This window comes from Pseudomonas taiwanensis, from assembly GCF_013393345.1.
GTDB classification, from domain to species: domain Bacteria; phylum Pseudomonadota; class Gammaproteobacteria; order Pseudomonadales; family Pseudomonadaceae; genus Metapseudomonas; species Metapseudomonas resinovorans_C.
This window is the reverse complement of the sequence record NZ_QJRF01000045.1, coordinates 63,568-87,763: the sequence shown is the minus strand read 5'-3', so window position 1 is coordinate 87,763 and position 24,196 is coordinate 63,568. Positions and strand designations below refer to the sequence as shown.

Here is a 24,196-nt window from a genome sequence, read left to right as displayed (position 1 = left end):
CGCATAGCTCAAACAATAGAGCAGGAGAACAACGAGATGAGATTCGTGAAAACTCTGATGGCGGCTTCCCTCGCGGTGGCCTTCGCTAGTTCCGTCCATGCCGCCGTGTCGCCTGATGAGGCCGCCAAGCTGGGCAACAACCTGACCCTGGTAGGGGCCGAGAAAGCGGCTAGCGCCGATGGCTCGATCCCGGCCTACGACGGTGGCCTGACCACCGCTCCGGCAGGCTTCAAGTCCGGCGACAGCATGCGCCCCGATCCTTTCGCCAGCGAGAAGCCGGCGATGGTGATCGATGGCAAGAACGTCGACCAGTACAAGAACCTGCTCAGCGCTACCACCGTCGAGCTGGCCAAGCGCTACCCAGGCTTCCGCGTTGATGTCTACCCGACCCACCGTACCGTGGCCATGCCGCAGCCGGTGCTGGACAACGCCGTGAAGAACGCCACTGGCGCCAAGACCGCCAATGGCGGCCTGGCTCTGGAAAACGTGCTGCCGGGTGTGCCATTCCCGATCCCGCAGTCCGGCGCCGAAGCCATGTGGAACCACCTGCTGCGTTACCAGGGTGTGACCATCAACTCCAAGTACGACTCCTGGAACGTTGACGCCGCCGGCGTAGCGACCCTGGCCACCACCGGCCAGGCCTTCATCAACTACCCGATCTACCAGGACCTGAACAAGCCCATCGCCAATACCGACGTGTATTACCAGATGAAGCTGTACTACTCGGGTCCGGCCCGTCGCGCCGGCGAGGCGATCATGCTCAAGGACGCCGCCAACGCCGTCGAGCAGCCGCGCCGCGCCTGGCAGTACCTGCCCGGCCAGCGTCGCGTGAAGCTCGCGCCGAGCCTCGCCTACGACACCCCGAACCCGGGTACCGCCGGTGCCGGCACCTACGACGACGTGTTCGTCTTCAACGGTGCACTGGACCGCTATGACTGGAAACTGGTGGGCAAACAGGAACTCATCGTTCCCTACAACACCTACAAGCTGACCTACGCCCAGGACCCGAAGGCCCTGACCACCCCCAACCACCTGTCACCTGACTACGTGCGCTGGGAGAAGCACCGCGTCTGGGTTGTCGAGGGCACGCTGAAAGAGGGCGCTCGCCACATCTACGCCAAGCGCCGCTTCTTCCTGGATGAGGACAGCTGGGTCGCTCTGGCTTCGGACCAGTACGACGCTCGTGGGCAGATCTACCGTGGCTCCTTCGCTTTCCTCAGCCAGAGCTACGACAAGCAGGTACCGGACACCACCCCGTTCGTGATCTACGACCTGGTGGGTAACTCCTACAACATCAACGGCATCGTTGGCCCGTACGGCGGCATCCGTTATATCGACCCGCTGACCAAGGCTCAGTGGGCAGCCGAGTCCCTGGCTGGCGCCGGCATTCGCTAAGCCAGGTTGGTTGCCGCTCCCTTTGAGTGTGGGGGAGCGGCAACCGCTTTCTTTTTCAGAGGACGTCCCGATGTTTTCTTTCAAGTTCATCGCTCTGGGCATGGCCCTCATGGCGGGTAATGCCCAAGCCGCGTCCCTGGTCGATGTGCTCGACCTGCCGGCGCAACACAGTGAACTGGCGATACGCAGCCCCTTGCTCGACATGGCGCAGGCTGGCCAGCGTCTCGTCGCTGTAGGCCAGCGCGGCCACATTCTTTACTCCGATGACCAAGGCCAGAGCTGGCACCAGGCTAGCGTGCCGGTCAGCTCTGACCTGAATGCCGTGCAATTCCCCACCGACAAGCAAGGCTGGGCCGTAGGCCATGACGGCATTGTGCTGCACAGCACTGATGGCGGCGCCAGTTGGGAAAGGCAGCTCGATGGCCGCCAGCTCGGTCGACTCATGCAGGATTACTACAGCGCCCGTCCCGATGCCGGTCAATGGCTGGATGAAGGCAAGCGCATCGAGACCGAAGGCGCCGACAAGCCGTTCCTTGACCTCTGGTTCAGCGATGAACGCAATGGTTTCGTCGTGGGTGCCTTCAATCTGATCTTCCGCACCCGCGATGGCGGGCAGAGCTGGGAGCCCTGGACCGACCGTACCGACAACCCGTCCGGCTACCACCTCAACGCCATCTCCAGCGACGGCGAGCATCTCTACATCGCCGGGGAGCAAGGTTTGCTGCTGCGCCTCGACGGCAGCGGTGAGCGCTTCCAGGCACTGGAGTCGCCCTATCAGGGCAGCTTCTTCGGTATCAGCGCCCAGCCCGGCATGGTGCTGGCTTACGGCCTGCGCGGTCACGCTTATCGCAGCACCGATGCCGGTGCCACCTGGACAACGGTGAAGACCGGGCTGAACAGCAGCATCACCGCGTCCACGCGCGATGCCAAGGGCACGCTCTACCTGTTCGGCCAGACTGGCCAGGCCCTGGTGAGCAGTGATCAGGGCGCCAACTTCCAACCGCTGGACATCGGCCAGCCCGTACCTGTCTACGGCGCCCTGGCGTCGAGCGACAACGGCCTGCTGCTGGTGGGCGCGCGAGGCATCAGCCAGCGCCCCGTGGTTTCTGGAAAACAAGAATAAAAGCGAGGCATACCCACATGGGTGGCATGAAACAAGAGCCGATGCCGGTTATCCGGGATCTGAAAGACTTCGACCCACGCAGCGGCAACCTGCTGGAACGCATGGTGTTCAACAACCGGCTGCCGTTCGTGATCGGCATCCTGCTGGTGACGGTGCTGCTGGGCTACATGGCCTTCACGCGGCTGGAACTCAAGCCCAGCTTCGAGAAGATGATTCCCCAGGGACATCCCTACATCCAGAACTTCCTGGAGAACCGCAAGGCGCTGCGCGGGCTGGGTAACAGTGTGCGCATCGTGGTGGAGAACCCCCAGGGCGACATCTTCGATCCGGCCTACCTCGATGCGCTGAAAAAGGTGCATGACGAGCTGTTCCTCACCGCGGGCGTCGACCGCGCCTGGATGAAATCCCTCTGGGCCCCCGGCGTACGCTGGACCGAAGTGACCGAAGAAGGCTTCCAGGGTGGCCCGGTCATGCCCGATGGCTATGACGGCTCGCCCGCCAGCATCGAGCAACTGCGGCAGAACATCGCCCGCGCCGGTATCGTCGGCAGCCTGGTGGCCAATGACTTCAAGTCCACCATGCTGGTGGTGCCGTTGCTGGACCAGGCCACCGCCGGCAGCCAGGGCGTGGACTATCACCAGTTCTCGCGCAATCTGGAAGAAAAACTCCGCCTGCACTTCGAATACGGAGGCGACCGCAAGGCGCAAGCTTCGGGTGAAGAAGGGCAGGGCGCGATCAAGATCCGCGTGATCGGCTTCGCCAAGCTCGTGGGCGATCTGATCGACGGTCTTATGCGGGTCATGGCCTTCTTCGGCCTGGCCGTGGTGACCACCTTCTTCATCATCCTGGCCTACACCCGCTGCCTGCGCAGCAGCCTGCTGGTGATCGTCTGCTCGCTGCTGGCGGTGGTCTGGCAGTTGGGGATCGTCGCCTGGCTGGGCTACGCGCTGGACCCGTATTCCATTCTGGTGCCCTTCCTGATCTTCGCCATCGGCGTGTCCCACGCGGCACAGAAGATGAACGGCATCATGCAGGACATCGCTCTGGGTACCCATCGCCTGGTGGCGGCTCGCTACACCTTCCGCCGTCTGTTCCTGGCTGGTGTCACCGCGCTGCTGGCGGATGCCGTGGGCTTTGCCGTACTGATGCTGATCGACATCCCGGTGATCCAGGACCTGGCCATCACCGCCAGTATCGGTGTGGCTGTGCTGATCCTCACCACCCTGCTGATGATGCCGGTGGCGCTGTCCTACGTGGGCGTTGGCAAGAAGGCTGCTGAGCGCGCCCTGCGCATCGACAACAACGCCGCCGCGCACAAGGGCTTCGGCCATGTGTGGGACTTCCTCGACCGCTTCACCGAGAAGCGCTGGGCCCTGACCACCGTCGCCCTGGCCTCGGTGCTGGGTGTGGCGGGCTTCATGGTCAGCATGAACCTGCAGATCGGTGACCTGGATGCCGGCGCACCGGAACTGCGTCCGGAGTCCCGCTACAACCGCGACAACGCCTACATCACCAGCCACTACGCGCTGTCCAGCGACCTGTTCGCGGTGATGGTGAAAACGCCGGCCGAGGGCTGCTTGAACTACCAGACGCTGATCCAGGCCGACCGCCTGGCCTGGGCTCTGCAGCAGCATCCGAACGTGCAGGCTACGGCATCCCTGGCCAACGCCGTGCGGCAGATCACCGCTGGCACCTATGAGGGCAACCCCAAGTTCCTCAGCCTGCAGCGCAATCAGGACGTGCTGAACTACGCCGCCCAGCAGGCCTCGGTGAACACCCCCGAGCTGTTCAATACCGACTGCTCGCTGATGCCGGTTATCGCTTTCCTCAAGGACCACAAGGCACAGACCCTGGACGAAGTCGTGGCCATCGCCGATCGCTTCGCCGCCGAGAACAGCAGCGAGGATCGCCAGTTCCTGCTGGCAGCCGGAAGCGCGGGCATCGAGGCGGCGACCAACATCGTCGTGCGCGACGCCAACCGCACCATGCTGTTCTATGTCTACCTGGCGGTGACGCTGTTCTGCCTGATCACCTTCCGCAGCTGGCGTGCGACCCTGGTGGCCTTGCTGCCGCTGGTGCTCACGTCGGTGCTCTGCGAGGCGCTGATGGTGGTGATGGGCATTGGCGTGAAGGTGGCCACGCTGCCGGTGATCGCCCTCGGCGTCGGCATCGGCGTCGACTACGCGTTGTACCTGCTCAGCGTGCAGCTGCAGTTCCAGCGCCAGGGCCTTTCGCTGTCGGAGGCGTACAAGAAGGCGGTGTCGTTCACTGGACGGGTCGTCGGTCTGGTGGGCATCACCCTGGCCGCCGGCGTGGTGTGCTGGGCCTGGTCGCCCATCAAGTTCCAGGCCGACATGGGCATCCTGCTCACCTTCATGTTCGTCTGGAACATGATCGGTGCCCTGATCCTGATCCCGGCGCTGTCCTATTTCCTGCTGCGCGAACGCGGCGAAGCGGCGCGGCCGGTGAGCCCGGCCGACGAGCCCGTTGCACACCCCGTCAGCGGGGCGGTGCAGAGCGGCCAGATGGAGTCCGTTCAGCCCTGACCCGCAAGCGAAGGAAGTTGGACTAATCTGGAAAACGGGGGATCGCCGCCGGCCGCTTTTGCGGGCGGCGGCGATACCGTTTTCGGATTTACCGACGTGCCTGCTTCATGTTGTGAAGGCCGTCCTTCAGGACATAACAACATGCTTGATTACTTCGCGCTGGGCGTTCTCTTTTTCGTGGGGATCGTGCTGTTCTACGGCATCATCGTGCTCCACGACATTCCCTACGAAATCGCCGTACACCGTAACCACCCGCACCAGGACGCCATCCACGCCGCCGGCTGGGTGAGCCTGTTCACCCTCCACGCGCTGTGGCCGTTCCTGTGGATCTGGGCCATGTTGTACCGCGAGGATCGTGGCTGGGGCTTCGACCACGGCAAGCCTGGCTCCGCCCAGAACGCTGACCTGGCAAAGGAACTGGCGGAACTGCGTCAGCGCATCGACCAGCTCGAAGGTCGCGCGCCGGTCATCCAGGACGAGAAGGGGGATTGAGCCATGGACCTGTTACTGATCCTCACCTATACGGCGTTCTGCGTTGCCATCTTCAAGATATTCAAGATCCCGCTGAACAAGTGGAGCGTGCCCACCGCCGTGCTCGGCGGCATCGTGCTGATCGGCGCGCTGATCTTCCTGATGAACTACAACCACCCCTATTCGGAGGTGGCGCGGACCTACTTCGTCTCGGTGCCCATCGTGCCCGAGGTGTCGGGCCAGGTGATCGAGGTGCCGGTCAAGGCCAACCAGCCGCTGGAGAAGGGTGACGTGCTGTTCCGCATCGACCCGACACCGTTCGAGAACAAGTTGAAGTCCATCAAGGCACAGCTGGTTTCGGCCCGCGCCGACCAGTCCCGCGCCCGTGAACTGGCAGCACGCAATGTCGGCAATCGCCGCGACGTGGACCTCACCACCGCACGAGTCGACGACTTGCAGGCGCAGCTGAACATCGCCCAGTTCGACCTCGACAACACCGTGGTGCGGGCGCCGAGCAAGGGCTTCGTCTCCCACGTGTCCCTGCGTCCGGGCGTCCGGGCGGTGAAGTTGCCGCTGCGCCCCTCCATGGTCTTCATTCCTGACGAAGGGTTTTATTTCATCGCCTGGATGCGGCAGAACAGCCAATTGCGCCTGAGCACTGGCGATGAGGCGGAAGTGGCCTTCGACGGCATTCCCGGCCGCGTCTTCAAGGGCGAGGTGAAGCAGGTGATTCCGGTGATCGGCGAAGGTCAGGTGCAACCGTCCGGCACCTTGATCAGCTTCACCGGGTCACCGCCACCGGGCCGGGTGCCGGTGTTCATCGAAATCACCGACCCGGACTACGCGCAGTACGCCGCTGTGATGCCGGGTGGCTCCTATGGCCAGGCGGCGCTCTACAGCAAGCATTTCCACCATGTGGCGATCATGCGCAAGATTCTGCTGCGCATGGCGGCCTGGATGAACTACATCTTCCCGTTCCACTGATCGGCTAAGGCGGGCTGCCTCCAGGGTGGCCCGCCTGGTATCCATGCACGGTCATCCAGTGCCAGGCGATTTCTTCGCGGCGGCACACCCAGACGCCTTCATGTTCCCGCACATGGTCGAGAAATCGCGCGAGCGCCATGGCGCGTGCGGGATGGCCGCTGATCCTGCCGTGCAGGCCGACGCTCATCATCCTGGGTTGCCGTGCGCCTTCCCGCCAGAGGTAGTCGAAGGCATCCTTCAACTGCTGGAAAAAGTCCTGCCCCGATGCGAAGCCGTGGGGCATCAGGTAGCGGGCATCGTTGTTGACCAGCGTGTAGGGGATGATCAGGTGCGGCGGTGCGCCGGGAAGCCAGTAGGGCAGGTCATCGTTGTAGGCATCCGAGCTGTAGAGGAAGCCGCCTTCCTCGCGCAGCAGGCGGCGGGTGTTGGCGCTGACCCGGCCGGTGTACCAGCCCAACGGGCGGCGGCCGCAGATGCGCTCGATCAGTTCGATGGTCCGCTGAATGTGGCGACGTTCCTCGTCCTCGGTCACGTCGCGATAGTCCAGCCAGCGATAACCGTGCCCGGCCACCTCGTGGCCACCCGCATGCAGGGCATGGCCGATCTGCGGCACCAGTTCCAGGGCGCGACCCACGGCAAACGCGGTCAGCGGCAGTCGGCGTTCGTTGAACAGCTCGAGGATGCGCCAGACACCCGCACGGGAGCCGTATTCGTAAAGGCCTTCGACACTGAGGTCCCGCTCGCCGATCCGCGCCGGCCGGCCAGGAAGCTCGTGCAGGTAAGCCTCTGACTGGCCATCGCCGTTGAGCACACAGGATTCGGCACCTTCCTCGACATTCAGTACGAACTGCACGGCCACCCTCGCATCGCCAGGCCAGCGCGGATGAGGTGGCTTGCCGCCGTAACCGAGCAGGTCGCGCTCGACCATCAGCCCAGCTCGAAGGTGGTGACGCCGAAGACCCGGTGCTGGGTGACGGCGGGCAATGGCCCGAGATACATCCGGGCGCAACCGAAGACTTCCTCCATGCCATGTCGCTGCACCAGGGCCATGGCATCGGGATTGTTCTCCGGGGCATCGAGGAATAGCGGGCCATCGATGGCGAACTCGCTCAGCTGCGCGAAGAGGGCTTCGGCCGCGCTGGTGTCTTCGGCGAACAGCGGGCCGATCTTGCAACCCGCGAGGCAGCGCCTGATGACCCCGAATCCGGCCAGCCGGCCATTGCGCCGGCAACCCAGGGCGAGGGCCTCGGGCTGACTGATCCAGTCTTGCAGGAAGCGGGCTCGGGGTGCAGGGAAGCAGAGGCGGTCGTAGGCCTGCACTTCGTCCAGGAGGAAATCGGCAAGCGGCAGGATCTCTTCGTCGGGCGCCCATTCCGGTGGCTCGGCGACCTGCGTCTGGAACCGCAGGTTGCGATGGGAGAACACGAAGCCACCCTTGGCGTAGTAGTCCTGCATGGCGAACACGCCGTCCATGCCGATGGCGGCACCTGGATTGAGGCGGGTGAGCAGTCGGTCGCGGCGTGCGTGCCAGAGGATGTCGCCGAGTCCGCGCCCGCGAAATTCCGGGCGGATGATGAAGAACCCCATGAAGCCGAACTCACCCGCGTAGGAGGTGATGGCGCCGCCACCGATCAGCACGCCGTCCAGGTCCGCCGCTATGTAGGCTTCCGGGTCGTTCGCCCAGAACAACTCGGCGTCGTGCAGGCCCGGATTCCAGCCTTCGCGCGCCGCCCAGCCAACCAGTTCGTCCAACTCGGGGCGCAGCATGTTGCGGATAACCAGCGGGATAGGCATGACGGGAACTCCTCGGAGGAGGTGGACGCTATCGGTATAGCGCCAAGCGAGGAGGGCGGCCAGGCCGCCGGGCGGACGTCAGGCGTCGCGCAGGAGGTCGTGGGAGTCCAGCAGGCGGTAGGCGATTTCCGGGTGCAGCTCCAGGCCCCGGCGAATGGCCGCCGGGATGGACTGGCGGGTCTTGCGGCAGAGGCCGGGCAGTTCGTCGATCTCGATATCGATTCCGCGCATGCTCCGCACTTCGTTGAAGCCGGGGGCGATATGCAGGCGCACCCCGAGCTGCTCGTATATGCGCCGCTGCATGTGTTCCAGGTCGGCAAGGCTCTGGATGTTCTCCAGCCGCTCCAGCAGGCGCTTCTCCTCCTGGCGGGTCAGCAGCAGGATGCGTACATCGGCACCTGGCGACTCCAGCAACTCCTCACGCCCGCAGTTGCAGGCACCGGGAGGGCAGGGTTGGCGGGTGGGGAGAGTGGGCGTCATGGCTTCCGATCATAGTCAGCCGAAGGCCCGGGTGCCAACGGCGCCCGGGTCCGGTTCAACGCAGCAGTTCCGCTACGGCCTGCAGGACGATCTCCGGTTTTTCGCGATGAGGTACATGGCCGCAATCATCGATGAGCAGGACCCGCGACGGCCCGTCGGTCAGCCGTGCGATCTGTTGCGGGTGCAGGTCGGAGCCGAATTCGTCCAGGTCGCCATGGATGGCCAGTACCGGGCAGTCCAGGCGGTCGATCTCGGCTTCCAGAGTCCAGTCGGCGAATTCGGGTGACAGCCAGGTTTCGGTCCAGGCATCGAGCACCCAGCGGGCCTTGTCGCCGTGGTATCTCGCCAGGCGGTCGATCTGGCCGTCCTGCTGGAATCCGGCCTTGGCTTCACGAATGCCTTGCAGGGTGCGGTCTTCGACGAACGCCTGGGCCGACTCGGTGATGAGCGCCAGGCAGTCTTCGCGGTGGCGCGCGGCGCAATGGGTTGCCATGCCACCGCCGACGCTGTGGCCCAAGGCGATGAACTGGCCGATGCCCAGATGATCCTTCAGGGTCGGGAAGGCCTGTTCGGCTTCGTCGCCGACGAATCCGCGCGACAGTTCGCGTGGATTCGCGTCCGAGCGGCCGAAGCCCAGCCGGTCGTAGGCCACGACCGTCTTGCCGCTGATCGCGGCAAGTTTGCTGGGAAATTCACGCCACAGCTCGACGCAGCCGAGGGAGTCGTGGAAGAGGACGATGGGCGGCTCGTCGAAGGACGGGCTGAGGTGGGCAGGACTCCAGAGGCGAACGAACAGACGGCCGTGCAGGCTGTCGATGTGCAGGTCCTGTGTATGGTGGCTGGGGCTTGGCACGGGTGACTCCAACACGATGATCGGCCTGCAGGTTGCCAGAAAATATCCGGGTAGCGGTAGAAGGTTGACTCAGTCTCTGGTCTGGATTGCCGCCCCGTCCTAAGCTTCGCCTTTCAATTCTGCAGGGACTGCTGCCCATGAAAACCGCTCTCCTGATCATCGACGTCCAACGCGCCATCAGCGTCGGCGAGTACGCCGCTTTCGAGATCGACCGTGTGATCTCCACCATCAATGACCTCAGCGCCAAGGTGCGGGCCGCCGGGCTGCCCGTGGTGGTGATCCAGCATGAGGAGCCCGAAGCCTATTTCCTCTACGGCAGCGAGACCTGGCAATTGGCGGACGACCTGGTTGTGGCGGACAGTGACATTCGCGTGCGCAAGACCACGCCGGACTCCTTCCACCAGACCGAACTGCAGGAAGTGCTGCAGCAGCAGGGAATCCAGCGCCTGATCATCTGCGGCCTGCAGACGGACTATTGCGTGGATACCACCGTGCGCCGCGCCTTGGCGCTGGGCTACGAAGTGGTGCTGCCGGCGGACGCCCACTCGACCCTCGACAACGCCGCCATCAGCGCCGCGCAGATCATCGCCCACCACAATGCGGTGCTCGGCAGCATGTCGAGCTTCGGTGTGCGGGCGGAGGTGGTGCCCGCAGAGCGGGTGCAGATCGAGGGCTGATCGCGTCCGCGGGCGCTATCGCTTACTGGCCATCGACAATGCGCGGCAGCTGCAGAGGGTTGCCCTCGCGTAGTGCCTCGGGCAGCAGTTCGTCCGGGAAGCCCTGGTAGCACACCGGCCTCAGGAAGCGTTCGATCGCCGTCATGCCCACCGAGGTGAAGCGGCTGTCGGACGTGGCCGGGAACGGGCCGCCATGCACGGACGCGAAGGACACTTCCTGCGGATGGGCGAATGCGTTGACCACGATGCGCCCGGTACGTCTTTCGAGGACGGGGAGCAAACGGCGAGCCAGGGGCGAGTCGCTGGCTTCGAGGTGCAGGGTTGCCGACAGCTGGCCGCGAAGCGAACGGGCCACGGCAAGCATTTGCTCCACATCTCCGACCTTCACCAGCAGCGCCACTGGCCCGAAGACCTCTTCCGCGAGCCGGGGCTCGGCGAGAAAACGCTCGCCATCCACCTCGAACAGCGTGGCGCGGCCATCCAGGTCGGCGCTGGTCACCGCGCCTTCGGCGATGCGTTGGGCGCCGGCGGCTTCCAGGCCATCGAGGCCGCTGACATAGGACGCGTGGATGCCCGGCGTGAGCAGGGTGCGCGCGGGGGCTATCTCCAGGCGAGTGACCATGGCCTCGCGCAGTTTGGCGAAGCCCGCGCCATCGATCGCGATAAGAATCGCCGGCTTGAGGCAGGCCTGGCCCACATTGGCCAGCATGCGTTCGATGAAACCATCGCCGATCACGCGGCCGCGCTCGGCCACGGCACCCGGCAGGATGAAGGTCGGGTTGACGCTGGTCATCTCGGTGAAAACGGGAATGGGGTCGGGGCGCTGCTGGGCGCGGCGGTACAACGCCATGCCGCCCGCTTCCGATCCGGTGAAGGTCACGGCCTTGATCAGCGGGTGATCCACCAGGTCCTCGCCGATGGTGTTTCCGCTGCCACGGAGCATCGAGAAGACACCTTCGTGCAGGCCGCTCTCGCGCACGGCCTTGCGGATGGCGCGCGCCATGATTTCAGACGCGCCGGGGTGGGCGTTGTGGGCCTTCACCACTACCGTTGCGCCGGCCGCCAGCGCCGAGGCCGTATCGCCACCGGCGACCGAATACGAGATGGGGAAATTGCTCGCGCCGAAGATCGCTACCGGACCGGTCGCCATCTTCTGCAGCCGGTGGTCCATGCGCGGACGCGGCTGGCGATCGGGCTGGGCTGGATCGATCGACAACTGGAGGAAGCGCCCTTTGCGCACCACATCGGCGAACTGGCGGAACTGTGTGGCGGCCTTGCTTGCTTCGCCTTGCAGCTGCGCCTCGGGGAGTCCGGTTTCCAACGCGGCACGGGCCGCCAGCACCTCGCGGGCCTGTTCCAGATTGTCGGCGATGCGTTCGAGGAAGGCCGCCCGTTCTGCCAGCGTGCTGTGGCTGTAGCTGTCGAACGCTTCGTCGGCCAGGGTGGCGGCCTGGTCCACCTCCTGCACGCCGCCGAAGGCGAAGTCCGGTTCCATGAGCTGGTTGGTCGCGGGATCGAGCGCCTTCATGACGCCTTGACTGGCGGGCACGTCGCGGGCGCCGATGATGAGGTTTCCTGTCAAATCCATCTCTTTGTCACCTGATGATGCGGGGAATGGCGTCGTTTCGACGCGAGGCGCCGCCGCCTGGAGCGGCGGCGACCCGGCGTGACGGTCAGTTGGCGAGGTTCGCGATGAGCTCGTTCGTCGTCACGATGGAGTGGGCGAAGGTGGGGCCGTTCAGCTCGTGGGCGGCATGCATCATGTCGTGGCGGAAGGCGGCGGTGGCATCGCGTACCAGCGTGACGTGGTAGCCGAGTTCCGAGGCGAAACGGGCAGTCGCTTCGATGCAGGTGTTCGCCAGCAGGCCGACGATGATGACGTGGCTGATGCCCCGTTGCTTGAGGCGGAAGTCCAGGTCGGTATTGGCGAAGCCGCTGGAGCCCCAGTGTTCGGAGATGATGGTGTCGCCTTCACGGGGCGCGAAATCCGGGTGCCACTCGCCGCCCCATTCGCCACGGGCGAAGTGATGGCCGTGCATGATCTTGCACTGGGTGGGCGTCGGGTGGTCCCAGCTTTCGTAGTCACCCGGCTCCCAGCGCCGATGCGGCACGATGAACACCGGAATGCCGCGCTCGCGGATTGCACGGTCGAGCGTGCGCAGGTTGTCGAGCAGGCCGACTTCCGAGGCTATGGGTTCGATCAGGGGAAAGATGCGCCCGCCTTCGGAGAGGAAGTCGTTGTAAGGGTCGACCAGCAGGTAGGCGGTCTTGTCGATGGGATAGGGGGTGTTCGACATCATGGGGTCCTCGTGATTAGGGGATGTCCATTGCTCCCTGGATTGACTTTGTCCGTTATCACTATGAAAATCATATTTACAAAATCACCCCCCGGAGACGCCATGTCAAGCCCGAGAAAATTCGCCGAGACGCTGTGTCCGGTTGCCCGCGCCGAGGACCTGGTGGGCGACCGCTGGACGGTGCTGGTCTTGCGCGAACTGTTCATGGGCAACCGTCGATTCGACGAGATCCAGGCGCAGACCGGCGGTACGCCGCAGATGGTCGCCACTCGCCTGAAGCAGATGGAGGCGGACGGCCTGGTGCTGCGCACGCGCTACAACGAGCGGCCGGTACGCTACGAGTATCAGCTCACCGCCAAGGGCGAGGCCTTCTATCCCGTGATCCTTGCCCTGCGTGCCTGGGGTGAGCAGTGGTGCAAGGCCGCGGAGGAGGGGGTCGCCGTGCACTTCACCCACAAGACATGCGGAAAGCCCGCCGGCCTGGGGCCGCTGTGCGACGGCTGTGGCGAAGTCCTGCGGCGGGAAGACCTGAGCGGCGAGCAGAACCCGGCCTATGCCGAGGAACGCAACGAACGGCGCGAGGCGTTTCGGGCTGCCCGGGGAGCGGCCGCCTCTGAGCAGAAGGGTGGCTAGGTTCGCGTGTCGTTGCGGCGATGCTTCCCCACCAGCAGGAACACCGCCAGCACACCGCACAGCAGGCCGAGGGACAAGGGCATCCCCTGATACCCGATCAGCTGCATTGCCAGCCCGGTCACGGGAGCACCCACCAGGCCGCCAACGCCCCAGCCGAATGCGAAGGCCGCATTCCCGGCCATCAGGGTCTGGCCGGTGAAACGCTCGCCGAGCTGGATCAGCGACATGGTGTAGATCCCGAACGCGAACCCGCCCCAGACGAAAACGAACGGCCAGACGAGCCAGGAGTTCAAGGCCGATGGCAGCAGCAGGCAGCCTGCCAGCGACGCCAGGGCGCAGACCAGCATGGTCCGCCGCGAGCCAGCCTTTTCGGCCACGCGGCCGAGCAGGATCTGCAGCCCTGCATTGCCCGCGATGTAGCAGGTGATGAGCGAAGCGATGCGTTCATCCGTATTGCCGAACGCGGCGCCGTAAACCGCGAACAGGGAAAGCAGTATCTGCTCGAACGCGGCTGCCGCGAAAACCGCGAACAGCAGGAGCGGCGCCAGGGCGACGAAGCCGCCGACCGAGGTTGCCTCACCTTCATGCGATGTCTTCGGCAGGCGCGGCACCACCGCCAGCACGATCAGGCCGCAGAGCAGGAAGGCCACGATACCGACCATGAAGGGCGGCCACCCTTGCGTGCCGACCATGCCAAGGGACAAGGGGCCGAGGGCGAAGCCAGCCGAAACGATCGATGAGTAGAGCCCGAGGATTCGACCGCGCCGAGCGGCGGGCGTGATCGCCATCAGCCAGGTTTCGCTGATCACATAGAGCGGGTTGGCGAAGAAGCCGAGCAGGAAGCGCAGCGGCATCCAGGCCCAGACCTGCTGGGTCCAGGCAATCGCGATAAGGCTGAGCGCGGCCAGCACGGAACACAGGATGGCGAGCCGTCCTCCGCCCACTCGCCGCACCAGTGCCGGGATCAGGGGCGAGGACAGGATGAAACCCAGCGGCGTCATCGCCGCCGACAAGCCGATCAGCGCTGGCGTCGTTCCCTGCCGCTCGAGGATGAAGCTGAGCAACGGGTAGGTGAGCCCCTGCGCCAGGGCGAACACCGAGACGGTCGCGATGATGCCGGCCAGCGCGGCCCAGGGAATCCTGTCCCCTCGTGCGGATATCGTGCTGTTGGCCGTCATGCGGACCTCATCGCGGCATTCACCTCATTCCTGCCAGAAAGGCTTGGCGATCTCCGCCTCGGCCTGATGCCGGGTCAGCCCGATGTCGGCGATCAAATGAGGATTGGCCTTCGTCATTCGTTCAAGTTCCCCGCGAAAGCGTTTGCGCGCCTCCCAGGTGGCGAAAATGTATCGCAAGGTCGCCAGTTTTTCGGCTCGGCGCGGCGCTTCCGCCGGCCACAGGTGGGGAGTATCGTTCATGACAACCTCCTTGGGGTTCGAGAAAGACCTCGACCCGCAGGAGAATTCTCCAGGGTACGTACAGCGTCGTACTTAAGCGCCCCCAAATAGTTCTGAAAACTTCCAAACGGTTACAGGTGCGCCATATGCAGGGATCGCGCTTTGCCTTCGGTCCTTTCGTGCTCGATGTCGGCGCGGGGACATTGCTTCGGGACGATGTCCCCATTGCCATCGGCTACCGCGCACTGAAACTGCTGGCCGCTCTGGTCGCGAGGTCCGGCGACATCCTCGGCAAGGCCGAGTTGCTGGACGCAGCGTGGCCGGGGCTGATCGTGGAAGAAGGCAACCTCAGCGTCCAGATCGCGCAGTTGCGCAAATTGCTGGGTCCTCCCGCCGAGGGTGATCAATGGATCGCCACGGTTCCGCGCGTCGGCTACCGCTTCTGCGGAGCCGTCGAACGGCTTGGCGGCATCAAGCGAACACCCTTACCGCTGCCCAGCGAGCCCTCGATCGCCGTGCTGCCCTTCATCAACGTCAGCAACGATCCCGAGCAGGAATCCTTCGCCGACGGGATGACCGAGGACCTGACAACCGATCTGTCGAGGATTCCCGGCCTGTTCGTCATCGCACGCAACTCGGCCTTTGCCTACAAGGGCAAGGCCATGGACGTGCGCCAAATCGCCGAAGACCTTGGCGTGCGCTACCTGCTGGAGGGGAGCGCAAGGCGCGCCGCGGGGCGCGTACGCATCAACGCTCAGTTGGTGGATGCGCTGAGTGGCGAACACCTGTGGGCGGAGCGCTTCGACCGCAGCCTGGACGATATCTTTGCGGTTCAGGACGAGGTCACCGGCAAGATCGTGGAAGCGCTGCTCGGCCGCCTTCGCACAGCGCCGCCACGCAAGCGGCCTGGGAATCTCGAGGCTTACGACCTCTGCGTGCGGGCGCGCAAACTGATGGATGACTCACCACAGACGGCACAGGAGGCGCACCTGATGCTCGCCCGCGCGGTCTCGCTCGACCCCGACTACGCGGAGGCCTATCGCTGGCTTGCGGTGAACCACTGGATGGGCTGGGTGCACAGCGGCGGCCCCACGGAGCCTGACCGCAACCTTGCCCTGGAACTGGCGCGCAAGGCCGTGGCAATCGATCCCGACGATGCCGGCAGTCGCTGGGTCCTGGCCTACCTGCTGACTTATGCGCGCAGTTTTGCCGAGGCGGATGCGCAGTTCGCCAAGTCGCTCGAACTCGACCCCAACGAGGCCGACACCTGGGCGGCGCTCTCCGACGTCGCGGTCCTGGCCGGGCGGGTGGAGGAGGGCCTTGAGTTCATTCGCAAGGCGTTCCGCCTCAACCCGTTCCCGGCAAGCTGGTACTACCTGACACTCGGCCAGGCGCAATATGCGGCCGGCGACTACGCAGCGGCGGTCGAGACACTGCGCAGGGACGAAACCTACCGCACCAGCTCACGCCGCTTCCTCGCGGCAAGCCTCGCTCAACTGGGCCGGCTAGACGAGGCGCGCGCGGAAGTCGAACTCTTCCTCGTCGGCAACCCGTATTTCACCATCGGCCATTGGGCTGCGACGGAGCCATTCCGCGACGCCGCGACGCTGGCGCATTTTGTCGATGGCTACCGCAAGGCCGGCCTTCCGGAGTGACCCCTCAGCGCCCACCGGCACCGCTGCGGGAGCGTTCGGAGCTTTCCACCAACACCGCTTCGGCGAGCCCGTTGAGGCGTTGCCAGAGCGCGGGAGAAATCTCCATGCCGTTTTCCAGGGCCTGTTCGCGGGCGAGGGCGAAGTCATCGGGGGTCACCAATCGCTCACTCTGCTGAACCTCTGCCTCGCCTGCCGGTTGCGGCCGTGCGGGTGTACCGAGGATCAGATGTAGCGATTGGCGACTCGCCCGAGGCGCACCCTGTGCAAGCTCGTGGGTCAGGAAGGTCGGGTAGGCTGCACCAGGTTCGATCCGGGCGATGTGGCTGAGTACCGGTGCGTGGCCATTCTCCCAGCTGGCCTGGACCCAAAGCCCGCGCCGCGCGCAGTCTCCAAGCAGTTTGAGGATGAACTTGCGGTTATGGCAGTTCCGCACTTCGACGCGGAGCGAGGTCTGCTCAACGGCCTGGACAGAGGCCAGTTCCAGCAGTGCCGGGAGGCAGTTCAGGGCGCTGCGTCCGTGACAGTCGGCGACCAGGCTGCCGGTGCCCTCGGCCAGCAATTCGGCCGCGGCTCGATTACGGTCGGCCACCAAATCCAGTGCCCGTTCCAGCTCGCCCAGGCCGTCCTCGCCGTGCAGTTGCAGCCAACCGACCAGGGCAGCCGCGTCTTCGTAGTGCCCCGGGGTGTAACCCATGCCCTCGAACACCCGCTTGAGCAGGGAAGTCAGTTCATTGGCGGAAATCAGCATCGATCTTTCTCCTGGATAGGGGCGAGCGGCAGGAACCAGTCATCGTCGAAAGGCTGGCCGATGTCCTCCAGTACGGGCGCGCCCTGGAACATGGTGTTACGGACCCACAGGCGCGAGCGGGGGTCGAATTTGCTCACCCCGAAGAACGACAGCTTGCAGCGCAGCAGGTGCATGGGCAGGACGTCGCGGTCCAGCAGGTTGGCGCGGATTTCACCGTAGTGAGTGTTTGCCATGCCCTGGATACGGCGGACGATGCTGCGCTGTTCCGGATGGCAGAGCAGGAAACGGGCGACGTTGTGCTGCGGATGCTGCGCCAGGTAGCCGACGAGATGCCGATGGCATTGCTGGACCAGGTAGCCGATGCCCAGCGGCATCTGCTTTTCCTTGCCTTCGTCGAGGCTGCAACTGCCCAGGCGCGGTTCCTGTTTCTCTTCGGAGCGGTACCAGAAGGTTTCCTGCGCGCCATCCGCCTCGAAGTCGATGGCCAGCGCCCAGTCGTAGCAGCTCTCGATCAGGGCTTTCAGCTGCTGGGCGGCCATCTCCGGTTGCAACTGGAGTTGTTCCGGCAGGGCCAGGCGGTCCTCCAGTTCATCCACCAGTTCAGGGTGCAGTTCCAGCAGGATGCAGTTGATCAGCTCCTGGCCTTGCAGGCTCGCATGGCCGAGGGCCCATTCCTGCAGAGCCTGCCAGGAGTCCAGCGGTGCCTGGCCGAGCCAGTCGTGCAGGCTGCGCAGATCGCTCAGCACGCGCTGGTTGTTGCCGGTCTGCCACTCGTCTTCGGTGAAGGTTTCCTCGATATGGCGGATGGCCCGGTCAACCAGCTGCGGGAAGCGGGCAAGCCGTGCGGGTGTCACGGGGTGGGTGGCGAGAATGCGGGCCAGGGCCAGTTCGCGCATTTCGATCCAGCGGCTGATCAGCTGCGGGTGGTTGATCAGATAGGGTGCCATGCCCAGGCCGGTGGAGTTGCCGATGCCGAAGTAGCGCTTGATCGCCGGCTCGAAGGGCACCGAAGTGGTCGGCGAGCGACGTCGGGCAATGTGCTCGGCCTGTTGCAGGCTGAAGTTGCGCAGCATGAAGCAGGTGAACATCTCGGCGGAAAACGGCCGGGCAAAATCCGGGTGTTTGCGGCTGACCTTCTCCCAATCGGCCATGCCCAGCTTGCCGCTGCCGTAGACGGCCGTCGTGCGATACAGGTAGCCGACCTTGGCGATCTGGGCGATCTCCGGCTGCCGGCCCTGGGCCAGGGCGTCCACCACGCTGTCGAAATTGCGCACGCTGCGGTTGGCCCGCGACAGCACCATCACTTTCGCGTCGAGGCGGCCGGCTTCCTGCAGCGGCACGTTGCGGCGCAGGTAGTCCACATAGGCGTCGTCCACTTCGCCTTCACACAGCGCCATGGTCAGGTCCCATTCACTGGCGATGACGCGGTCGTTGCGCTTTTCCGGCGCCAGGTACTGCGAGAACAGGACAAAGCTGAACAGGTCGCTGCGGGTGCGAATCCGATAGATCACCGTGCCGTAGCCGTCGGCATCCAGATCGAAGCGCTGCGGCTCGATCTGCCAACGCTCGCGCATGATCCTGCGGACCAGGCTGCGCATGAAGCTCAGGCGGCTCTGATGCAGGCTGCCGAGCCGTTCCAGGTCCATGACCAGGCTGGCGGGGCGCATGGGCAGGCTCGCGGCTTCGGGCAAGCCGGAATCCATGATTGAAGGGGTACTCATTCTTGGGCCCTCAACTGGCGTAACCGCATACCTGGGCCGGCTGGCGACCGGGAGCGGCTTGTTATTTGTCTGCCGTCGATGGTGGGACAGCGGGCCTCCCCGAGCAATTCAGATCGCCCTATCGTCCGATAAGGAATCCTTATTCAAGTGGTTTGATCGATCAGCATAGTTATCGCCAGTCGTCCGGCTCGAGTTCGTTGTCCCGCAGGATGAACTCGAACAGCGCCTGGGCGGCCACCGGCAGGGAGCGGTTGGCCAGGCGGACGATGCCGATATCGCGCGTCACCAGCGGGTCGGCCAGGGGGATGAAGCACAGTTGACCCGGTTCAGCGGGGAAGGCGAAGCGGGGCAGGGTAGTAATGCCCATGCCCGCTTCGATCATGGCCAGCAGGGAAATCATGTTGGAGATATAGAACTGCGAATCGGCCACCAGCTCCTCGGCACTGGTACCGGTGAGCAGACGCGAGGTGCCATTGGCGATCAGGCGTTCCCCGCGCAGTTGCTGCCAGCCGATCTGCTCCTCGGCCGCCAGCGCATGATCCTGGCGGCAAACCACGCCGATGCTGTCTTCCCAGATCGGGATGAAGCGAATATCGCTCTCGGTTTCCCAGAGGCTGGAGATGCCGAAGTCCACCTGCTGGTTCTCGACCATGGTCAGGACCGCCTCGGAATTGTCGTCGAACAGACTGACGTGCAGGTCCGTGGCATCGCCGATGAAGCGCGTGAGGATGTCCGGCAGCAGGCGGCTGGCAATCGACGGCACGGAGGCGATACGCAGATGGCCGGACTTGTACTGGGCGATCAGGCTCATGTCGCGCACCACGCGATCATGGTGCTCGATCAGTTCCTTGGCATAGGCGAGGAACTGGGTGCCGAAGGGCGTCAGGTCCGGCTTGGTGACGCGGGCATTGCGCTTCTCGAACAGAGGTTGGCCCAGCTTGCCTTCGAGGTCGCGGATGGACAGCGAAATGGCTGGCTGGGTGCGGTGCGCCCGCTCGGCTGCCGCATGGAAACCCTGGAGCTCGGCCACCCAGACGAAGTGACGCAGTTGCACGACTTTCAGGTCCGGCAGCATGGTAAGTTTTCCTTATCAATCAATATTTACAACTAATTTTAGTTTATCTGAGACGGCACCTACCATGCGCTCAAAGCGAGAACGGAGGTGCACATGTCCAGCAAGACTTTCAGCAACTACATCGATGGCGCCTGGGTAGAGGGCGGCTCGAGTATTGCCAACCGGAGCCCTGCGAACGTCGACGACGTCGTGGGTCATTACACCCAGGCCGATGCCCGCCAGGTGGATGATGCGATTCATGCCGCCAGCGCGGCCCAGCAAATCTGGGCACGGAGCGGACTGGAGGAGCGCTACCAGGTGCTCATGGCGATCGGTAATGAGCTGATCGCACGCAAGGTCGAACTGGGCGAACAGCTGTCGCGGGAAGAGGGCAAGACCCTGGCCGAGGGCGTCGGCGAGGTCTATCGCTCCGGGCAGTTCTTCCACTATTACGCCGCCGAGGTCCTGCGCCAGCTGGGCGAGACGGCGGATTCGGTGCGACCCGGCGTGGAGATCGAAGTCCGTCGTGAGCCAGTCGGCGTGGTCGCCATCATCACCCCCTGGAACTTCCCGATGGCCACGGCCGCCTGGAAGATCGCTCCGGCCCTGGCCTTCGGCAACGCCGTGGTATTCAAACCGGCGAATGCCGTACCGGCCAGCGCCTGGGCGCTGACCGAGATCATCTCCCGCCAGGCCCTGCCGGCCGGCACCTTCAATCTGGTCATGGGCAGTGGCGCCGAGGTCGGCGAACGCCTGATCCACTCCACCGGGATCAATGCCCTGAGCTTCACCGGCTCGGTGGAAACCGGGCGCCGGGTCGCCGCCGCTACGGCCGCCAATTTCGTGCGCTGCCAGCTGGAAATGGGCAGCAAGAACGCCCTGGTCGTGCTCGACGACGCCGACCTGGCGTTGGCGGTGGAATGCGCGGCGAATGGTGCCTTCTTCGGCACTGGGCAGAAGTGCACGGCCTCGTCCCGGCTGATCGTCACCGAGGGCATTCATGATCGTTTCGTCGAAGCGCTGGTTGAGCGCATGGGGCAGCTGAAAGTCGGGCACCCGCTGCGTGAAGGCGTGCAGATCGGCCCGGTGATCGACGAGCGCCAGCTGGCGCAGAACCTTCGCTATATCGAGGAGGCCAAGGCAGAAGGCGCGCGCCTGGTTTGCGGTGGCGAGCGCATCGCCGAAGAGCACGAGGGCTTCTACATGCGCCCCGCGTTGTTCGTCGACACCCGCAACGACATGCGCATCAACCGCGACGAAGTGTTCGGCCCGATCGCCTGCGTCATCAAGGCGCGGGATTACGAGGAGGCGCTGGCCATCCTCAATGACACGCGATTCGGCCTCACCGCCGGGATCATGACCCAGTCGCTGAAATACGCCAGCGACTTCAAGCGCCGCGCCAACACCGGCTGCGTGATGGTCAACCTGCCCACCGCCGGCACCGACTACCACGTGCCTTTCGGCGGTCGCAAGGATTCCAGTTTCGGTCCCCGCGAGCAGGGGCAGTACGCCCGCGATTTCTACACGGTGGTCAAGACCGTCTATGTGCGTCCCTGAGGGAGAGAGCGCCATGCAAGAGCTTCTGATGATCGACGGCCTGCAGTACTCCAACTGGAGCCCCGAGCTGTTCCGGCAGATGCGCGAAGGCGGGCTCAGCGCCGTCCACGCCACCATCGCCTACCACGAGACCGCGCGCGAAACCCTGTCGCGCATTGGCGAATGGAATCGCCGCTTCGAGGCCTTCCCGGACCTGATCCGGCCTGTGCGGCAGGCTTCGGACATTCGCCTCGCGCATCAGGAAGGGCGCGTCGGGATCTTCTTCGGCTTCCAGAATTGCTCGCCCATCGAGGACGACATCGACCTGGTGGAGATCTTCCGCCAGCTCGGGGTCTTCATCATGCAGCTGACCTACAACAACCAGAGCCTGCTGGCCTCGGGCTGTTACGAACGCGAGGACAACGGCATCAGCCGCTTCGGTCGCCAGGTGATCGAGGAGATGAACCGTGTCGGCATGATCATCGACATGTCACACAGCGCCGAGCGCAGCACCCTGGAGGCGATCGAGCTGTCGAGCCGGCCGGTGATCATCTCCCACGCCAACCCCACCAGCTTCCATGCGGCCAAGCGCAACAAATCCGACGCGGTGCTGCGCGGCATTGCCGAATCGGGCGGCCTGCTCGGCTTCAGCACCTATCCCTTCCATCTTCGCGGTGGTTCGCAGTGCCAGCTCGGCGAGTTCTGCGACATGGTCGCGCGCACCGCGGACCTGATGGGAATCGACCACATCGGCATCGGCACCGACCTCTGCCAGCAGCAGCCGTTGCAGGTGCTGGAGTGGATGCGCAACGGCCGTTGGAGCAAGGCCAAGGATTACGGCGAAGGCTCGGCGGACAACGCCGACTGGCCGGAACCGCTGCACTGGTTCCGTGATAGCCGCGACTTCCCCGTCATTGCCCGAGGCCTGCGCGAACGCGGCTTCGCCGAGGACGAGGTGCGCAAGATCATGGGCCTGAACTGGCTCGACCTGCTGGAGCGCGGAACCGCGCCTCAGCCATGAATCCCTGATACCCACACGTGAGGACGCCATGAACAAGAACAAGAAAGGAGCCTCGACCTTCTCCCAGCCTGGAGATGGCCTGCGCCCGATCCCTGATTTCCAGAACCCGATGCCTCCGGAGGGCATGAGCGAAACGCGGCCACCGTGCTGACGCTCCGCTCCGCTTCGTTCCAGAACCCATGGTCAATCGCTCCGCCGAGTTCGAATCGGGGGAGCCAGCGCAACAACCTGGAGGCATCATGAAATTGTTCCCGACCCAGACCGTAGGCAGCGAACCGATGAAGTGCTCGGCACTACAAGGCATCGACTTGCCCCTGTTCGTCATCAGCGGCGGCTTCCTGCTCGCCTTCCTGATCGCTGCATTGGTGGATATCGATGCGGTTTCCGCGCTGGTCAACACGCTGTTCGCCTGGTCGACGAAAGTCTTCGGTTTCTATTGGCAGCTCCTGATGCTGGCGACCTTCCTGGTCAGCCTGGGCATCGGCTTCAGCAAGTGCGGCCGCGTCCGCCTGGGTGGCATCGACCGGAAGCCCGATACCAGCACGTTCAACTGGATCGCCGTGATCATGTGCGCACTGCTCGCCGGTGGTGGCGCCTTCTGGGCAGCCGCCGAACCGCTGATGCACTTCGCCAGCCCGCCACCCCTGTTCGCCGGCGTACAGCCGAACACCGAGCAGGCAGCCCATGTGGCGCTGGCCCAGTCGTTCGTGCACTGGGGCTTCCTCGCCTGGGCCGTGCTCGGCAGCCTGCTGGCGATCGTGCTGATGCACCTGCACTACGACAAGGGCCTGCCGCTGGCACCGCGCACGTTGCTGTACCCGCTGCTGGGTGAGCGCGCGCTGAAAGGGCCGATCGGTAACCTCGCCGATGCCACGTCGATCATCGCGGTGGTGGCCGGCACCATCGGCCCGATCGGTTTCCTCGGCCTGCAGATCAGCAATGCGTTGAATGCCGTCTGGGGCTTGCCAAACGACCTGCTGACCCAGTCCATCACCATCATCCTGGTGACGGTCATGTACACCACGTCCTGCCTGGTGGGGCTGAACGGCATCCGCATGGTCAGCGAGATCAACGTCTGGCTGATGATCGGCCTGGCGCTGTTCATGATCGTCGCGGGACCGACCCTGTTCATCCTGTCCGGCTTCCCGGTGGCCTTCGGCCTGCAGCTGGAGCACTTCCTGCCCATGACCCTGTACCGCGCCGATCCGAAATGGCTCGACTGGTGGACGGTCTTCTACTGGGGCTGGTTCATCGGTTATGCGCCGATGATGGGCCTGTACGTCGCCAAGATTTCCCGGGGCCGTAGCATCCGCCAGATCATCCTGACCCTGTCGATCATCGCCCCACTGGTCACCATGTTCTGGTTCACCGTGGTGGGTGGCACCGGCATCGGCCTGGAGTTGCAGACCCCCGGTATCGTCACCAGCCACGGCACCCAGCCCGAAGCCATGCTGCTGGGCGTGACCCAGAGCCTGCCGCTGGCGGGGCTGGTCTCCGCGCTGTTCCTGTTCCTCAGCTTCATTTCGGTGGCCACCAACGGTGATGCCATGGCCTACACCGTGGCCCTGGCGATGTCCGGCAACGACTCGCCGAAGAAGTGGCTGCGCGCCTTCTGGTGCATCGGCATGGGGCTGGCGGCGGTGGTGCTGATCACCATCGGTTCCGGCGGGGTCTCGGCGCTGCAATCCTTCATCGTCATCACCGCCGTTCCGGTCTCCCTGCTGATCCTCCCGGCGCTGTGGAACGCCCCGCAGATCGCGCGGCGACTGGCCCGGGAGCAGCAGGTCTAGTCCCTTGGGAGGGTGCGATGC

23 protein-coding genes are annotated in these 24,196 nt (G+C 64.6%); 12 read left to right on the top strand and 11 right to left on the bottom strand.

The annotated features are described in order from the left end of the window. Positions 1 to 36 precede the first annotated feature (36 nt). The 5 genes from DM872_RS08965 to DM872_RS08945 all read left to right on the top strand — a co-directional run bounded on the left by DM872_RS08965 (position 37) and on the right by DM872_RS08945 (position 6,519). On the top strand, positions 37 to 1,395 hold the full coding sequence (locus DM872_RS08965) for a DUF1329 domain-containing protein (protein WP_179059142.1): 1,359 nt from the start codon (positions 37 to 39) through the stop codon (positions 1,393 to 1,395). A 70-nt stretch (positions 1,396 to 1,465) separates the two neighbouring features. Then, positions 1,466 to 2,518 (top strand): WD40/YVTN/BNR-like repeat-containing protein, encoded by a 1,053-nt coding sequence (locus DM872_RS08960; protein WP_179059141.1) that lies wholly within the window; start codon positions 1,466 to 1,468, stop codon positions 2,516 to 2,518. A gap of 17 nt (positions 2,519 to 2,535) precedes the next feature. Then, the gene (locus DM872_RS08955; protein WP_179059140.1) at positions 2,536 to 5,064 is read left to right on the top strand and encodes an efflux RND transporter permease subunit; all 2,529 of its coding nucleotides are present in this window, start codon (positions 2,536 to 2,538) and stop codon (positions 5,062 to 5,064) included. A 141-nt stretch (positions 5,065 to 5,205) separates the two neighbouring features. Continuing rightward, positions 5,206 to 5,556, top strand: coding sequence for a DUF3302 domain-containing protein (locus DM872_RS08950; protein ID WP_179059139.1), 351 nt, complete (start codon positions 5,206 to 5,208; stop codon positions 5,554 to 5,556). 3 nt (positions 5,557 to 5,559) lie between these two features. After that, positions 5,560 to 6,519, top strand: a complete 960-nt coding sequence (locus tag DM872_RS08945) for an HlyD family secretion protein (RefSeq protein ID WP_179059138.1) — start codon at positions 5,560 to 5,562, stop codon at positions 6,517 to 6,519. Positions 6,520 to 6,523: 4 nt separating this feature from the next. On the opposite strand, the gene puuE is transcribed toward DM872_RS08945, so the two are convergent. From puuE to DM872_RS08925, 4 genes are all read right to left on the bottom strand, one after another. After that, positions 6,524 to 7,447: an allantoinase PuuE gene (gene puuE, locus DM872_RS08940; protein ID WP_179059137.1), complete on the bottom strand. Its 924-nt coding sequence runs from the start codon at positions 7,445 to 7,447 to the stop codon at positions 6,524 to 6,526. Continuing rightward, complete coding sequence (locus tag DM872_RS08935; protein ID WP_179059136.1) at positions 7,447 to 8,313, bottom strand: GNAT family N-acetyltransferase; 867 nt, start codon at positions 8,311 to 8,313, stop codon at positions 7,447 to 7,449. Before DM872_RS08935 ends, puuE begins: the two co-directional genes overlap by 1 nt. A gap of 78 nt (positions 8,314 to 8,391) precedes the next feature. After that, entirely contained in the window at positions 8,392 to 8,793 is a 402-nt protein-coding gene (locus tag DM872_RS08930) for a hypothetical protein (protein ID WP_179059135.1), read from the bottom strand. 55 nt (positions 8,794 to 8,848) lie between these two features. Further along, positions 8,849 to 9,646, bottom strand: a complete 798-nt coding sequence (locus tag DM872_RS08925; protein WP_179059134.1) for an alpha/beta fold hydrolase — start codon at positions 9,644 to 9,646, stop codon at positions 8,849 to 8,851. A 137-nt stretch (positions 9,647 to 9,783) separates the two neighbouring features. Between DM872_RS08925 and DM872_RS08920 the strand changes: the two genes are divergently transcribed. Continuing rightward, entirely contained in the window at positions 9,784 to 10,323 is a 540-nt protein-coding gene (locus DM872_RS08920) for a cysteine hydrolase family protein (RefSeq protein ID WP_179059133.1), read from the top strand. Between the two features lie 22 nt (positions 10,324 to 10,345). Here DM872_RS08920 and DM872_RS08915 read toward each other — a convergent pair whose 3' ends face one another. Together DM872_RS08915 and DM872_RS08910 are read right to left on the bottom strand one after the other, a co-directional pair. Beyond that, positions 10,346 to 11,911: an aldehyde dehydrogenase (NADP(+)) gene (locus DM872_RS08915; RefSeq protein ID WP_179059132.1), complete on the bottom strand. Its 1,566-nt coding sequence runs from the start codon at positions 11,909 to 11,911 to the stop codon at positions 10,346 to 10,348. A gap of 85 nt (positions 11,912 to 11,996) precedes the next feature. Further along, positions 11,997 to 12,620, bottom strand: a complete 624-nt coding sequence (locus DM872_RS08910) for an isochorismatase family cysteine hydrolase (protein WP_179059230.1) — start codon at positions 12,618 to 12,620, stop codon at positions 11,997 to 11,999. 102 nt (positions 12,621 to 12,722) lie between these two features. Here DM872_RS08910 and DM872_RS08905 point away from each other — a divergent pair, with 102 nt between their 5' ends. After that, complete coding sequence (locus DM872_RS08905; protein WP_179059131.1) at positions 12,723 to 13,253, top strand: winged helix-turn-helix transcriptional regulator; 531 nt, start codon at positions 12,723 to 12,725, stop codon at positions 13,251 to 13,253. On the opposite strand, the gene DM872_RS08900 is transcribed toward DM872_RS08905, so the two are convergent. Then, the gene (locus tag DM872_RS08900; RefSeq protein ID WP_179059130.1) at positions 13,250 to 14,431 is read right to left on the bottom strand and encodes an MFS transporter; all 1,182 of its coding nucleotides are present in this window, start codon (positions 14,429 to 14,431) and stop codon (positions 13,250 to 13,252) included. The genes DM872_RS08905 and DM872_RS08900 overlap by 4 nt on opposite strands. A gap of 24 nt (positions 14,432 to 14,455) precedes the next feature. After that, positions 14,456 to 14,671, bottom strand: coding sequence for a DUF1127 domain-containing protein (locus DM872_RS08895; protein WP_179059129.1), 216 nt, complete (start codon positions 14,669 to 14,671; stop codon positions 14,456 to 14,458). A gap of 125 nt (positions 14,672 to 14,796) precedes the next feature. Here DM872_RS08895 and DM872_RS08890 point away from each other — a divergent pair, with 125 nt between their 5' ends. After that, positions 14,797 to 16,305 carry a winged helix-turn-helix domain-containing tetratricopeptide repeat protein gene (locus tag DM872_RS08890; RefSeq protein WP_179059128.1) on the top strand — a complete coding sequence of 503 codons (1,509 nt, stop codon included), beginning with the start codon at positions 14,797 to 14,799 and terminating at the stop codon, positions 16,303 to 16,305. A 4-nt stretch (positions 16,306 to 16,309) separates the two neighbouring features. Here DM872_RS08890 and DM872_RS08885 read toward each other — a convergent pair whose 3' ends face one another. The 3 genes from DM872_RS08885 to DM872_RS08875 form a co-directional block, all read right to left on the bottom strand. Then, complete coding sequence (locus tag DM872_RS08885) at positions 16,310 to 17,053, bottom strand: DUF3726 domain-containing protein (RefSeq protein WP_179059127.1); 744 nt, start codon at positions 17,051 to 17,053, stop codon at positions 16,310 to 16,312. Then, complete coding sequence (locus DM872_RS08880) at positions 17,047 to 18,756, bottom strand: hypothetical protein (RefSeq protein WP_218649177.1); 1,710 nt, start codon at positions 18,754 to 18,756, stop codon at positions 17,047 to 17,049. The genes DM872_RS08885 and DM872_RS08880 overlap by 7 nt, the downstream gene beginning before the upstream one ends. A 187-nt stretch (positions 18,757 to 18,943) precedes the next feature. After that, complete coding sequence (locus DM872_RS08875; RefSeq protein ID WP_179059125.1) at positions 18,944 to 19,849, bottom strand: LysR family transcriptional regulator; 906 nt, start codon at positions 19,847 to 19,849, stop codon at positions 18,944 to 18,946. Positions 19,850 to 19,942: 93 nt separating this feature from the next. On the opposite strand from DM872_RS08875, the gene DM872_RS08870 reads away from it, so the two are divergent. From DM872_RS08870 to DM872_RS08860, 4 genes are all read left to right on the top strand, one after another. Then, positions 19,943 to 21,385, top strand: a complete 1,443-nt coding sequence (locus tag DM872_RS08870) for an aldehyde dehydrogenase family protein (protein ID WP_179059124.1) — start codon at positions 19,943 to 19,945, stop codon at positions 21,383 to 21,385. Positions 21,386 to 21,398: 13 nt separating this feature from the next. Then, complete coding sequence (locus DM872_RS08865; RefSeq protein ID WP_179059123.1) at positions 21,399 to 22,385, top strand: dipeptidase; 987 nt, start codon at positions 21,399 to 21,401, stop codon at positions 22,383 to 22,385. Between the two features lie 28 nt (positions 22,386 to 22,413). Beyond that, positions 22,414 to 22,536, top strand: coding sequence for a hypothetical protein (locus tag DM872_RS30455; RefSeq protein ID WP_256873335.1), 123 nt, complete (start codon positions 22,414 to 22,416; stop codon positions 22,534 to 22,536). A gap of 127 nt (positions 22,537 to 22,663) precedes the next feature. Next, on the top strand, positions 22,664 to 24,175 hold the full coding sequence (locus tag DM872_RS08860; protein ID WP_256873339.1) for a BCCT family transporter: 1,512 nt from the start codon (positions 22,664 to 22,666) through the stop codon (positions 24,173 to 24,175). The last annotated feature ends 21 nt before the right edge of the window (positions 24,176 to 24,196 follow it).

Excerpts from the sequence above, each read along its gene's own strand:
- DM872_RS08965 (WP_179059142.1), top strand. The coding sequence starts at position 37 with ATGAGATTCGTGAAAACTCTGATGGCGGCTTCCCTCGCGGTGGCCTTC.
- DM872_RS08960 (WP_179059141.1), top strand. The coding sequence starts at position 1,466 with ATGTTTTCTTTCAAGTTCATCGCTCTGGGCATGGCCCTCATGGCGGGT.
- DM872_RS08955 (WP_179059140.1), top strand. The coding sequence starts at position 2,536 with ATGGGTGGCATGAAACAAGAGCCGATGCCGGTTATCCGGGATCTGAAA.
- DM872_RS08950 (WP_179059139.1), top strand. The coding sequence starts at position 5,206 with ATGCTTGATTACTTCGCGCTGGGCGTTCTCTTTTTCGTGGGGATCGTG.
- DM872_RS08945 (WP_179059138.1), top strand. The coding sequence starts at position 5,560 with ATGGACCTGTTACTGATCCTCACCTATACGGCGTTCTGCGTTGCCATC.
- puuE (WP_179059137.1), bottom strand. The coding sequence starts at position 7,447 with ATGGTCGAGCGCGACCTGCTCGGTTACGGCGGCAAGCCACCTCATCCG.
- DM872_RS08935 (WP_179059136.1), bottom strand. The coding sequence starts at position 8,313 with ATGCCTATCCCGCTGGTTATCCGCAACATGCTGCGCCCCGAGTTGGAC.
- DM872_RS08930 (WP_179059135.1), bottom strand. The coding sequence starts at position 8,793 with ATGACGCCCACTCTCCCCACCCGCCAACCCTGCCCTCCCGGTGCCTGC.
- DM872_RS08920 (WP_179059133.1), top strand. The coding sequence starts at position 9,784 with ATGAAAACCGCTCTCCTGATCATCGACGTCCAACGCGCCATCAGCGTC.
- DM872_RS08915 (WP_179059132.1), bottom strand. The coding sequence starts at position 11,911 with ATGGATTTGACAGGAAACCTCATCATCGGCGCCCGCGACGTGCCCGCC.
- DM872_RS08910 (WP_179059230.1), bottom strand. The coding sequence starts at position 12,620 with ATGTCGAACACCCCCTATCCCATCGACAAGACCGCCTACCTGCTGGTC.
- DM872_RS08905 (WP_179059131.1), top strand. The coding sequence starts at position 12,723 with ATGTCAAGCCCGAGAAAATTCGCCGAGACGCTGTGTCCGGTTGCCCGC.
- DM872_RS08900 (WP_179059130.1), bottom strand. The coding sequence starts at position 14,431 with ATGACGGCCAACAGCACGATATCCGCACGAGGGGACAGGATTCCCTGG.
- DM872_RS08895 (WP_179059129.1), bottom strand. The coding sequence starts at position 14,671 with ATGAACGATACTCCCCACCTGTGGCCGGCGGAAGCGCCGCGCCGAGCC.
- DM872_RS08890 (WP_179059128.1), top strand. The coding sequence starts at position 14,797 with ATGCAGGGATCGCGCTTTGCCTTCGGTCCTTTCGTGCTCGATGTCGGC.
- DM872_RS08885 (WP_179059127.1), bottom strand. The coding sequence starts at position 17,053 with ATGCTGATTTCCGCCAATGAACTGACTTCCCTGCTCAAGCGGGTGTTC.
- DM872_RS08880 (WP_218649177.1), bottom strand. The coding sequence starts at position 18,756 with ATGGATTCCGGCTTGCCCGAAGCCGCGAGCCTGCCCATGCGCCCCGCC.
- DM872_RS08875 (WP_179059125.1), bottom strand. The coding sequence starts at position 19,849 with ATGCTGCCGGACCTGAAAGTCGTGCAACTGCGTCACTTCGTCTGGGTG.
- DM872_RS08870 (WP_179059124.1), top strand. The coding sequence starts at position 19,943 with ATGTCCAGCAAGACTTTCAGCAACTACATCGATGGCGCCTGGGTAGAG.
- DM872_RS08865 (WP_179059123.1), top strand. The coding sequence starts at position 21,399 with ATGCAAGAGCTTCTGATGATCGACGGCCTGCAGTACTCCAACTGGAGC.
- DM872_RS30455 (WP_256873335.1), top strand. The coding sequence starts at position 22,414 with ATGAACAAGAACAAGAAAGGAGCCTCGACCTTCTCCCAGCCTGGAGAT.
- DM872_RS08860 (WP_256873339.1), top strand. The coding sequence starts at position 22,664 with ATGAAGTGCTCGGCACTACAAGGCATCGACTTGCCCCTGTTCGTCATC.